The organism is Pseudoalteromonas xiamenensis, assembly GCF_030994125.1.
GTDB lineage: Bacteria > Pseudomonadota > Gammaproteobacteria > Enterobacterales > Alteromonadaceae > Pseudoalteromonas > Pseudoalteromonas xiamenensis_B.
Genome location: NZ_CP099917.1, coordinates 433636 through 445351 on the forward strand (window position 1 = coordinate 433636; position 11716 = coordinate 445351).

Consider the following 11716-nt stretch of genomic DNA (forward strand, 5'->3'; position numbering starts at 1 on the left):
CTCTTACATGGTGTAGGTTGGCTTATCAGAATTTAGGCTTGTGCCTAAAAGCTTAATAATTTTGTCGTTAAAAGGCTGGCTGTTTTCTCCAAACGCTACGCCAATTCCGGGCGGATTCGCATTCTGAGCGCCTTGTGGCGAAACCCACACGACTTTACCTTGAATCACATCTTCTTCTAACGCATCTGGCAACGTTACGCGTAGCGCAACAGTCGTCCCTAATTCAAAACGCATGTTGCTTTTTACAAATAACCCACCCTCTCTTAGGAAAGCCATATAACAACGGTAAAGTTCATCTAGGTCTTCAAAATCCGCGAGTAATTCTTGCACTCGTATCTCCTATTACGATAACTGGCGTAGTGATTGTTGCAACATGGCTAAACTTAACAACATGTTCGTACCAGCTAACGTTTTTGTCTTTTTTACAAACAAGGTAACTGAATTAAGTTGTTCTGAAATTCGCTCATAGGGCGCGCCTGCCAACGCTGCTTGTTTGATTCTTTGAGTTAAAAACAAACAAAAGGTGTCTACAAGCTCTGTTCTTTTGGCCAGCATAGAATTCAGTTCACTTAATTGCCATGCGGTTACGTCACTATTGGCACAATCATATAACGTTTTGATATTTGATTCTATTTCCTCTTCTTGCCAATCTAGGACAAGAAAAGGTTGCTGCAAAAATAAAGCCTGCCAAGGTTCAATTTCATGCGTATTAAGCTGGTTGCATAACCAGTTAGCACTTTGTTCTGCAACAACTAGTTGCTTAAAGCACCGGCTAGCTATTGTTGCAGGTAGACGTGATACGTCATCGCAGCATAGAATGAGATATCGATTAACATTTGGTTCTTCTAACGTTTTCAATAACGCATTAGCAGCGGATGACGTCATTGTGTCTGCAAATCGGATAACAACAACTTTATTACCACCTTGCTGCGCAGAATGATAAATAAATTCACCTAGCTCTCGAATTTGGTCAACGCCAATAGACGAATTTGCTTCACCAATATCCAGTCTGTCTGGATGATTACCCGCCTTTACCAGTAAACAACTTTTGCATGTCCCACAGGCTACCAAGCTACTTGGCATGTCACAAAGCAAACCTGCTGAAAGTGAACTTGCCAGTAAACTTTTTCCAGTGCCTTTTAAGCCATGTAGCATTATCGCATGGTGTAACCGGCCTTGTTGGAAAGTATGATTAAATTGCTGCTGCAGTTGTTCAAGCCAAGGTGCTAACATACCTTGTCCAAAAATTGTGAGAGCGCGTTATGGATATCGTCATGCACTTGCATCATTGTCTGACTTGCATCAATTTTGACTGCAAAATTCGCGTTTTCAACCAATGAAAGGTATTTATCTCTCGTTCGTTCAAAAAACTCTATAGCCTCTTGTTCAATTCTATCTAGCTCGCCTCGTCCTTTTGCACGGGAAAGCCCTAGACTTGGCTCAATATCCAAATAAAGAACTAAATCAGGTGTGAGTCCATTTAGCACAATCGTTGCCAATGCGTCTAAATGTGCCTGCGGCAGTTGACGACCACCACCTTGATAGGCTTGTGACGACCAGTCATGTCTGTCGGCAAGCACCCATTGACCTTTTGACAGCGCGGGTTTAATCACATTGTGTATCAGTTGTGCACGCGCAGCGTACATAATGAGTAGTTCTGTTTCTGGTGCAACGCTTTCTTCATGATGACTTTTAACAAGGCTGCGAAGAGATTCCGCAAGCGGTGTACCTCCAGGTTCCCTAACTTTAACAAAGTCGATACCACGCGTATTAAGCGCTTGCTCACAAATACCCATAGCGGTTGACTTTCCAGCGCCTTCAAGCCCTTCTATTACAATAAATCTACCCTGCATGTTTGCTCTTTTCTAAAAATAATTTAACCGCTTTATTATGTTCTTCAAGCGTTGTCGAAAACGTATGTCCACCTTCTCCATCCGCAACAAAATAATAATAATTTGTTTGCCTAGGATTTAATGCCGCAGTAACCGCCCCAGCTGATGGCATTGCGATTGGTGTCGGTGGCAACCCATCAATTCGATAAGTGTTATAGGGTGTCTTTTCTTTCAAATGTGCACGAGTGATATCGCCGTTGAAACGCTCACCTAATCCGTAGATCACGGTTGGGTCGGTTTGCAAACGCATGCCCTTACGTAGCCGATTGACAAAAACCGATGCCACTGTCGCTCGTTCGTCAGCCACCGCTGTTTCTTTCTCAATGATTGAAGCCAATATTAATGCTTCATAGGGCGTTGCGAGTGGCAAGTCATCCATTTTATTCGCCCAAGTGGTTTTGAGCAACTTATCCATCTGCTGATGTGCCCTTTTAGCAAGATCAGTCGCCTTAGTGTAAGCAACATAGTGATAAGTTTCAGGTAACAACCACCCTTCATATTCCAATGCGCTTTCATCTGGATTAAAGTCAAATTCTAAATATGGCGAACTTTTCATCTTGTGTAAAACTTGAGAAAAGGTTTCTCCCTCAATGATGGTGAAACTAAATTGTTTTTGCTTACCCTTCAAAATCCGATTGTACGCCTCAAAAACAGGCATAGATGAAAATTCGTATACGCCTTTTTGCATCCCACCTTCCAAAGGAAAAAGCTTGAAAAACGCACGATATCGCCAACATTGCTGTATCCAACCCAACTTTTCCCAACGTTCGCACACTGATAATGCACCTTGGCCTGCGTGCACTTCGAATAATGCACCTTGAGGGACCTTAAGTTGCTCCGTTTTTACGGTGTTAATCATGAGGCAAAGATAGAGTACCGTCGAGACAACACCGCAAACGACAGCGAGTAGAATCTTTTTAGTCATACAACCCATGTTCCAGTGCAAATCGGGTTACGATGTTTTTATCCCACACTTTGTGCTGAATAACATACACAGGTACAACCCCCATTAAACTGTTGCACACAAATACCGCATCCGCATTCAATAGTACCTCATGCGTGATTCTAGCCTCGGAAATATCCATTTTACTTTTTAGGGATTGCAAGTAAACGCCCTTGATACCACACAAATCGAGTGCGGAGGTGAAGACACGGCTACCCTTTATCCAAATTAAATTGCCTATGCTTGTTTCAACGACCATACCGTTGTTATCACAGACAACAACATCATCAAAAGGCAATAGATCAAGCTCCTGTTTTACAAAAACTTGCTCTAATCGATTTAAGGTTTTTAAACCTGCAAGGAGGGGTTGAGGAGCAAGTTTGACACTACTAATCCCAAGTTTCAAACCGCTATCACGAAGCGACAAATAGTGTTCAGGAAAAGGCAGTAACTGCATTAATAGATGAGGATTAGCATGCGCAGGCAAACTGTAGCCTCGACCACCACTGCCACGTGTGACCATAATTTTCAACACACCAAGCGGTGTACCTGCGATTAATCTCTGAACTTCGGGTTCTATCAACGAGAAATCTAATGTAGGGAAAAACAAGCGCGCTGCACATTCGTCGAGTCTTGCTTTATGCAAAGGCCAATCAATCACGGCGTCAAATTCAATTTTTGCTGTTGTAAAAAAACCATCGCCGTAGGCAAGGCCTCTGTCTGCCGCAGAGACGCTCGATACAATTTGCATTCGTTCGCTCTCAATAAAAAAGCCCGGCTATGCCAGGCTTTTGATTTACATAGTCTTGTGACTAACTATACACGTTTAAACAGTAACGAACCATTTGTTCCGCCAAATCCAAACGAGTTACATAGCGCATACTCAAGTTTAGCATCACGTGCTGTATGTGGTACGTAGTCTAGGTCACAGCCCACATCAGGATTATCCAAGTTAATTGTCGGTGTAACTTTTTGTTCTTGTAACGACAAAATAGTGATAATCGATTCAACTGAACCCGCTGCACCAAGTAAGTGGCCCATCATTGATTTTGATGAACTCACCATGACAGATTTAGCTGCGTCTTTGAAAATAGACTTCACCGCTTGTGTTTCAGCTTTATCACCCGCGTGAGTTGAAGTACCGTGGGCATTGATATACCCCACTGCTTCTGCATTGACTTGAGCATCGTTTAACGCATTTTCCATCGCAAGCGCTGCGCCCGAGCCATCTTCCGGTGGAGAGGTCATGTGGAATGCATCCCCACTCATACCGAAACCAACCAGTTCTGCGTAAATCTTCGCACCACGCGCTCTAGCGTGTTCATATTCTTCAAGCATGATAACGCCAGCGCCGTCTGCAAGGACGAAACCATCGCGGTCTTTATCCCATGGGCGAGATGCAGCTTGCGGGTCATCATTGCGAGAAGAAAGTGCTCTTGCCGCACAAAAGCCACCCATACCGATTGGTGTAGACGCTTTTTCTGCGCCACCTGCAAGCATGGCATCTGCGTCACCGTACGCAATCATACGTGCAGCGTGACCGATATTGTGCAGGCCTGTTGTACACGCCGTTACAATAGAAATATTCGGACCACGAAGGCCATGCATGATAGAAAGGTGACCTGAAATCATATTAATAATGGTGGATGGCACGTAAAACGGCGATAACTTTCGAGGTCCGCTGTTAAGTAACTTAACATGGTTATCTTCAATAAGCGTTAAACCGCCAATGCCTGAACCTACCGCAACTCCAACACGGTGCGCGTTAGATTCGTTAATTTCTAGTCCAGAATCTTTAAGAGCTTGACCACCTGCAGCAACACCGTACTGGATGAACAAGTCCATTTTCTTGGCTTCTTTTGCTGGAATGTAATCAGTTACATCAAAGTGATTGATTAAGCCCGCAAATTTAGTGCTGAAATTGGTAGTATCGAAATGTGTAATATTCGAGATGCCGCTACGGCCCTCTAACAAACCCTGCCAGGTAGAAGCTACATCATTACCTAGCGGCGTCAACATACCTAAGCCTGTTACTACGACTCGACGTTTAGCCACGGTATCCTCCAAAACGGAATTCTGAATTTTTTGAGGGGAATAGATAGATTAAGGGCAGCGTACGCTGCCCTTAATGATACGTTGCTTACTCAGCGTGAGCAGTTACGTAATCGATCGCTGCTTGAACAGTAGTGATTTTCTCTGCTTCTTCATCAGGGATCTCAGTGTCAAACTCTTCCTCTAGCGCCATTACTAGCTCAACTGTGTCAAGAGAGTCTGCACCTAAATCGTCAACGAAAGACGCTTCGTTTTTAACTTCTTCTTCTTTAACACCTAGTTGTTCAATGATGATTTTCTTTACGCGTTCTTGGATGTCGCTCATTCTTCTTTCCTTTATTTAAACGCAATGCGTTATTTTCAGATTGCGGCGTAGTTTACGGCGCATATTTCTGTGATTCAACTATTTGAGCAGACTTTTTTGTCTGGTCAAACCTCTGAGGCCCAAATTCACTCTTTTATCGCTCATTTTAGGTGCGATTTCAAGTATGTTTACGGCAAGATCACAAAAAATTCAATTAAAATATTGTACGAAGACAAGGCCTTAAACCATGTACATCGCACCATTTACATGCAAAGTTTCGCCTGAAACATAGCCTGCTGCATCAGAGGCCAAGTAAACCACTGCCGCTGCAATTTCACTTGGCTGACCTAAACGTCCTGCAGGCACGTTCGCGAGCGTTGCCGCTTTTTGTTCCTCAGTTAACTCATCTGTCATGTCAGTTTGGATAAAACCAGGAGCAATAACGTTAACTGTTATGCCACGTGATGCCACTTCGCGAGCTAGTGATTTAGAAAAACCAATTACACCCGCTTTAGCAGCAGCGTAGTTTGCTTGGCCGGCATTCCCCATTGTTCCAACAACGGAGCCGATATTAATAATACGGCCATTTCTTTTCTTCATCATTGGGCGAAGTACAGCTTTTGACAAACGGTAAATTGAAGAAAGATTGGTAGTAATAATGTCATCCCATTCTTCATCTTTCATACGCATTAAAAGATTATCGCGCGTGATGCCCGCATTATTAACCAAGATATCTACGTCGCCTACTTCGGCTTTTACGGCTTCAAGTAATGACTCAATAGACGCTGCTTCAGAAACGTTTAAAACGAAACCTTTTCCGTTATCACCAAGATATTCAGAAATTTTCGCTGCACCTGATTCACTTGTCGCAGTGCCTGCAACTATCGCGCCTTGCGCAACTAACGCTTGAGCAATTGCTTTACCAATACCACGACTCGCACCTGTTACTAGCGCGACTTTACCTTCTAAAGAAAATAATTGATTCATTGTCACTCTCTATTTATTTAGCCGCTACGATGGTGTCTGGGGTATTCACCGACTCACACGCAAGCGCTTTATCAATGCGTTTCACAAGACCTGAAATTACTTTGCCCGGACCAAATTCATATGACTGATTGATTCCTTGACTTGCAATTTGCTGAACAGTTTCAGTCCAGCGTACTGGGCTGTATAGTTGACGAATAAGTGCCTCTTTTATTGCAGCAGCATCCGTTTCGACTTTAACGTCAACGTTATTAATTACGTCAAACGCTGGTGTCTTGAACTCAATACTAGAAAATAATGCTGAGAGCTTTTCCGCTGCAGGCTTCATCAATTCACAATGAGAGGGCACGCTAACTGGCAATGGGAGTGCACGCTTAGCACCTGCTGCTTTACACGCTTCAGATGCACGCTCCACCGCATCTTTGTGACCAGCAATAACAACCTGGCCTGGAGAATTATAGTTAACAGGTGAAACAACTTGACCTGCAGCGCTCTCAGCGCATGCTTTCGCAATCGCTTCATCTTCAAGACCGATAATTGCTGCCATCGAGCCTGTACCAGCAGGAACCGCTTCTTGCATGAACTCACCACGTTTTTCAACTAAACGGACAGCATCTTGCAATGAAAGCACGCCAGCACACACGAGTGCCGAATATTCACCTAAACTATGACCCGCCATAACAACATCCGCGTCAGCGTTGTGCTCGCGCCACGCACGATAAATGGCAACACTCGCTGTTAAAAGTGCTGGTTGTGTACGATGTGTTTGATTAAGTTCTGTTTCAGGACCTGTTAGCACTAGCGAAGTTAGGTCATATCCTAACGCGTCAGATGCTTCTTTAAAGGTTGTTTGAACAATTGAATTCGTTTCTAGAAGTTCAGCTAACATACCCACAGCTTGTGAGCCCTGACCTGGAAACATGAGTGCGATTTTTTGTGACATAATCTGCTCTTATTAGTTTAACTCGTTGCAGTCCAGTCACTTTCGCTTATTCGATTTTTGAACTGGACGGCAAAACAGCAGCAGCGTTAATTTGTTCAAACACTGCTTGAATCTTTTCGGGAATTTGCCTTTCGACTTCTCGAGCGGCTTCCTCAATCGCCGCTAAAAACGCCTTGTTCGAAGCATTTCCATGGCTTTTTACCACAATACCGCGCAATCCTACCAGACTTGCACCGTTATACTGGTCGGGGTTCACCCTTTTATACATCTTTTTTATAACGGGTCGGAGCAAAAAGGCCAACGCTTTATAAAAAACATGCTTTTTAAGCGCTTTAGTGAACTTATGCATAATAAGTTTTGCAATGCCTTCGCACGTTTTGAGCGCGACATTTCCAACAAAGCCATCACACACAATAACATGAGCTTTGCCAGTAAAGATGTCACTGCCCTCACTGTATCCAATGTAATTGAGTTGATTGCACTTACGCATTAATTCAGCCGCTTGTTTAATTCCTTCATGGCCTTTTATGTCTTCAGAGCCAATATTCAACAAGCTAACTCGCGGTCTTTCTATACCCAAGCGCTGACTTGCTACAACAGAGCCCATCACGCCAAATTGAAACAATGTCTGAGGTTCGCAATAAACGTTTGCGCCTAAATCCAGTAAATAAACAGGATCTTTCGTTTCCGTAGGCACAGCAGAAATAAGTGCAGGTCGTTTTACACCAGGTAATACTTTCAAAACATGTGTAGCAATTAGAAACAAGGCACCTGTATTGCCGGAGCTAACACACGCCTGAGCTTCTCCCGACTTGACAAGATCAAGTGCTATCCGCATCGACGCGTCTTTTTTACGACGTAAAGCTTGAGCAGGTTCGCAGCTGTTCGTGACAACTTCATTGCAATGTTTGATTTTCAAACGGGGATGATGCAGAGAATCGAGCTTCTCGAGCCCTTCAGATATGACTTGGTGATTGCCACAGAGAATTAAAGAGAGATGTGGGTTTTGATTTACCGCTTTTACAGCAGCAGGAATAGATGAACGGGGGCCGTAATCGCCCCCCATCATATCTAACGCGATGGTTAGATGAGTAAGCATAAAATAATCTCTTATTTAGAAATTACTTTTTCGCCTTTGTAGTAACCGTCAGCAGTTACGTGGTGACGACGATGCGTTTCACCAGAAACTTGATCAACTGTTAACGCTGGACCAGTTAGAGCATCGTGTGAACGACGCATGCCACGTCTTGCACGAGACTTTTTATTTTGTTGTACCGCCATTAGCCTTCTCCTAAGAATCTTTCTTAAGTTGTTTCAATATCTCAAATGGATTTGGTTTGCTATCTTCCTCGTCGATTTCACCAAAGCGCGTAGGCTTATCGGAGAACGAACAAGAAGCTTCGTCATGCATAGGTACTATTGGAATAGAGAGAATCAATTCATCTTCAATCAATTGACGAAGATTAATTTCTCCATGTTCGTCCAGTTCCACAACATCGTAGCTTTCAGGAAGATCATCCGACTCTGCACCCAAACCGACTGGCGTATAAGCAAAGTCTTGTTCCAAATCCAACCCTAACTCCCCATTACATCTTTGACAGGTCACGTGGACTTTCGCAGAAAAATTTCCGCGAATGACCGCTAGGCCTTGTTCGTCAAATTCGAAACGGACAGTTACCGCTATTTCACCTGCTTCATCCAACACAACTTGCTCTAAACGAGAAAGTTCTTCGAGCATTACTACGCCTTCGTAATCACTTCGGCGCTGCGCTGCCCTGCTGGGATCAAGCGTGATGGGAATTTTCACCTTTTGCATAGGGGCTGCATCATATAGATAGTTAGCATGTTAGTCAAAATAAAAATGTACTTTTCCTTTGTTTTAAGCGGATTGCCGCTCTATCCTATCGGAAAAATCATTTCGACTAGGTTGTAGGTATGAAAACCGAGCTTATTTTAGCCTCAAGTTCGCCTTTTAGGCAGTCTATTTTGCAAAAATTTTCATTAAATTTTCATTCTTTTTCACCGGATATCGACGAGTCACCACTTAACGATGAAACGCCTGAACAATTAGTGTTCAGATTGAGTGAATTGAAAGCAAAATCAGCAAAAGAACGCTATGAGTCAGGTTTAGCTATCGGGTCTGATCAAGTGGCTGTGTTTAATGGGCAAATACTAGGCAAACCACATAACAAAGAAAACGCGGTAAAGCAGCTAATGCTTTTCAGTGGTCAAAAAGTCACTTTTCTGACTGGTTTATCTGTTTACGACATTTCAACCGATACCGCAAAAACATTGGTTGAACCGTTTCATGTCCATTTTAGGTCTCTTTCATTAGAGGAAATATCTGCTTATCTAGACAAAGAAACGCCTTATCAATGTGCGGGCAGTTTTAAAAGTGAAGGGTTGGGGATCTGTTTGTTCGAAAAACTAGAAGGAGATGACCCAAATTCTTTGGTCGGTCTCCCTCTAATTCGACTATTTTCTCTATTACGCGAGTTTGGTCTCGATGTACTCAAGCCCTAATACCGCTGCAAGCTCTAAATAATTATCGACAACGGCTATCGGATGTTTTGTCGCAAGATGCTCACGCTTATCGACCCCCATGGTAACGCCGATTGCCGCTATATTCGCGTTAGCAGCAAGTTCCATATCGATAATCGTATCGCCCACCATCACAGCATCCGTAGCTTCAATGTTCAATTCAGCCAGAATATCATTCAACATTTGCGGGTGAGGTTTTGACTTCGCCTCATCTGCGGTACGTGATGTTGAAAAAAGTGGCCCAACCCACTTTGTTCCATCATCCTATCCAGACCAGCTCGACTTTTCCCTGTTGCAACCGCCAACATTACACCACTCTTTTTTAGGCCAGCTAACACTTGCTCAACGTTTTCGAACAGTGGCGTTGGGGTTGAATCCAAATATTTGAATTGGTATTTGTACGCGTCACTCAGTGTTTGCCATTTAGTTTGGTGATTGGGAAACAACCTTTGAACTGCAATATCCAATGATAACCCGATAATGCTTTTCGCTTGCTCAGCGCTTGGTACATCTACACCACAGGAGCTTGCCGCCAACTGTAAGCTATTCACGATTTTATCTATCGAATCCATGATAGTGCCATCCCAATCAAAAATGACCAGTTTGCGAATCATCAGGCTTTCCTTAAATTAACCAAACACATTTCCAAATTTGCATCGATTGGCGCTTCAACGTGAATGGTTGTCTCAAGCTTTGGATGGACAAATCGAAGCTCTTTAGCGTGCAAAAACAGTCGGTTTAACCCTGTCGCTTTCATATTGCCGTCAAACTCAACATCTCCATACTTATCGTCACAGGCGATTGGATGGCCTTTACACTGAGTGTGGACACGAATTTGATGCGTACGTCCAGTAACAGGCGAAGCCTGAACGAGCGTCGCACCGTTAAAACGTTCAAGCACTCTGAAACGTGTATGAGAAGGCTTGCCTTCTACTGCATCAACGCGAACAACACGTTCACCCGATTGCAGCGTATTTTTTTTCAAAGGCTCGGTCACATTCTTATTTTTGGCAGACCATTCACCTTTCACTAACGCCCAATAATTCTTTTCCATCGTTTTCTCACGAAGCTGTTCGTGAAGTCCTTTTAGAATGGAACGTTTTTTAGAAATTAAGATACAACCGGAGGTGTCCCTATCTAATCGATGAACAAGTTCTAGGCTGCGCTCTTCAGGTCGCAAAGCTCGAATAGCTTCAATCAAGCCAAAGCTAAGTCCACTACCGCCGTGTACCGCAAGGCCTGAAGGTTTATTCAATACCATCAAGTAATTATCTTCGTATAGAATGTTGTCCTGAAGTTGTACAACTTTGTCTAAACGATGAATACTGTCCGGTACTTGTTGTTCTTTCTCAGCAACTCGAATTGGCGGAATACGGAGTTCATCGTTTAGTTGAAGTTTATATAACGGTTTAATACGCTTTTTATTTACGCGAACCTCCCCCTTACGAAGGATCTTGTATACCGCACTCTTCGGAACCCCTTTTAAAAAGGTGATTAAGAAGTTATCAATGCGTTGACCTGCTTGGTCTTCGTCGATGGTAACAAAAGTAACTTTTAATCCGGTGTTTTCTGACATTGCCTAATCACTGATTTGAGTAATAATTATGTTGCTAACACGACGCTATTAGTGGGATAATCCGACTGCAAATTTTTGCAACAGGTGCTTTTAAGCCTTGATAGAATCGTGATGCACATTGAATTGGTGATCATACAGCTCAATAGGATAGATTTCCAAAGCTTTTATCATCAATCCAACACTAACACGTGCGAGTGACCAACTGCGATGCGCGTACTATGTCGCAGCCACCGTCAAACACGGTTGATATAAAGAAAAAGCAAAAAAACAGTAACGCGAAGTTCGATATTTTAAGCAGCCTCGTTATAGATTATTCTTTGCAAACGTGAGTAACGCCTCATCCCGTGCTTAAGAGCGTATGAGGACTTAGTGAAGATCGTGTAAAGAATAGCGTTCCATCTCCCCAGTCGTGAGACTGCATTTAACAAAGCGGAACTCTGAACACTCTTAATTTGTTGAAATAGCGATAAAAATTGAAAAA

Annotated in this window: 16 protein-coding genes; 1 reads left to right on the forward strand and 15 read right to left on the reverse strand. The window is 43.2% G+C overall.

The window, feature by feature from the left end:
* Positions 1-3: 3 nt before the first annotated feature.
* From NI389_RS01945 to yceD, 12 genes are all read right to left on the reverse strand, one after another.
* Positions 4-330 (reverse strand): PilZ domain-containing protein, encoded by a 327-nt coding sequence (locus NI389_RS01945; RefSeq protein ID WP_308361346.1) that lies wholly within the window; start codon positions 328-330, stop codon positions 4-6.
* Positions 331-342: 12 nt separating this feature from the next.
* Positions 343-1233: a DNA polymerase III subunit gene (locus NI389_RS01950; RefSeq protein ID WP_308361347.1), complete on the reverse strand. Its 891-nt coding sequence runs from the start codon at positions 1231-1233 to the stop codon at positions 343-345.
* Complete coding sequence (gene tmk, locus NI389_RS01955) at positions 1227-1853, reverse strand: dTMP kinase (protein WP_308361348.1); 627 nt, start codon at positions 1851-1853, stop codon at positions 1227-1229. The genes NI389_RS01950 and tmk overlap by 7 nt, the downstream gene beginning before the upstream one ends.
* On the reverse strand, positions 1843-2817 hold the full coding sequence (gene mltG, locus NI389_RS01960) for an endolytic transglycosylase MltG (RefSeq protein ID WP_308361349.1): 975 nt from the start codon (positions 2815-2817) through the stop codon (positions 1843-1845). Before mltG ends, tmk begins: the two co-directional genes overlap by 11 nt.
* Positions 2810-3586, reverse strand: a complete 777-nt coding sequence (gene pabC, locus NI389_RS01965; RefSeq protein ID WP_308361350.1) for an aminodeoxychorismate lyase — start codon at positions 3584-3586, stop codon at positions 2810-2812. Before pabC ends, mltG begins: the two co-directional genes overlap by 8 nt.
* Before the next feature lie 65 nt (positions 3587-3651).
* The gene (fabF, locus tag NI389_RS01970; protein ID WP_308361351.1) at positions 3652-4890 is read right to left on the reverse strand and encodes a beta-ketoacyl-ACP synthase II; all 1239 of its coding nucleotides are present in this window, start codon (positions 4888-4890) and stop codon (positions 3652-3654) included.
* 85 nt (positions 4891-4975) lie between these two features.
* A complete protein-coding gene (gene acpP, locus NI389_RS01975) occupies positions 4976-5212 on the reverse strand; it encodes an acyl carrier protein (protein ID WP_208843423.1) in 237 nt (78 codons plus the stop codon).
* Between the two features lie 219 nt (positions 5213-5431).
* Entirely contained in the window at positions 5432-6178 is a 747-nt protein-coding gene (gene fabG / locus NI389_RS01980; RefSeq protein WP_308361352.1) for a 3-oxoacyl-ACP reductase FabG, read from the reverse strand.
* A 13-nt stretch (positions 6179-6191) separates the two neighbouring features.
* A complete protein-coding gene (gene fabD / locus NI389_RS01985; RefSeq protein WP_308361353.1) occupies positions 6192-7118 on the reverse strand; it encodes an ACP S-malonyltransferase in 927 nt (308 codons plus the stop codon).
* Between the two features lie 46 nt (positions 7119-7164).
* Complete coding sequence (gene plsX / locus NI389_RS01990) at positions 7165-8217, reverse strand: phosphate acyltransferase PlsX (RefSeq protein ID WP_208843425.1); 1053 nt, start codon at positions 8215-8217, stop codon at positions 7165-7167.
* A gap of 11 nt (positions 8218-8228) precedes the next feature.
* Entirely contained in the window at positions 8229-8399 is a 171-nt protein-coding gene (gene rpmF / locus NI389_RS01995) for a 50S ribosomal protein L32 (protein ID WP_208843426.1), read from the reverse strand.
* Between the two features lie 10 nt (positions 8400-8409).
* Positions 8410-8934 (reverse strand): 23S rRNA accumulation protein YceD, encoded by a 525-nt coding sequence (gene yceD / locus NI389_RS02000; protein WP_308361354.1) that lies wholly within the window; start codon positions 8932-8934, stop codon positions 8410-8412.
* A gap of 119 nt (positions 8935-9053) precedes the next feature.
* On the opposite strand from yceD, the gene NI389_RS02005 reads away from it, so the two are divergent.
* Positions 9054-9641, forward strand: coding sequence for a Maf family protein (locus tag NI389_RS02005; protein ID WP_308361355.1), 588 nt, complete (start codon positions 9054-9056; stop codon positions 9639-9641).
* On the opposite strand, the gene NI389_RS02010 is transcribed toward NI389_RS02005, so the two are convergent.
* Genes NI389_RS02010 through rluC form a run of 3 tightly spaced genes read right to left on the reverse strand, consistent with a single transcriptional unit; the run spans position 9606 to position 11235 of the window.
* On the reverse strand, positions 9606-9842 hold the full coding sequence (locus NI389_RS02010; RefSeq protein ID WP_308361356.1) for an HAD family hydrolase: 237 nt from the start codon (positions 9840-9842) through the stop codon (positions 9606-9608). The genes NI389_RS02005 and NI389_RS02010 overlap by 36 nt on opposite strands.
* The gene (locus tag NI389_RS02015; protein WP_308361357.1) at positions 9836-10273 is read right to left on the reverse strand and encodes an HAD hydrolase-like protein; all 438 of its coding nucleotides are present in this window, start codon (positions 10271-10273) and stop codon (positions 9836-9838) included. Before NI389_RS02015 ends, NI389_RS02010 begins: the two co-directional genes overlap by 7 nt.
* Complete coding sequence (rluC, locus tag NI389_RS02020; RefSeq protein WP_308361358.1) at positions 10273-11235, reverse strand: 23S rRNA pseudouridine(955/2504/2580) synthase RluC; 963 nt, start codon at positions 11233-11235, stop codon at positions 10273-10275. The genes NI389_RS02015 and rluC overlap by 1 nt, the downstream gene beginning before the upstream one ends.
* Positions 11236-11716 lie beyond the last annotated feature (481 nt).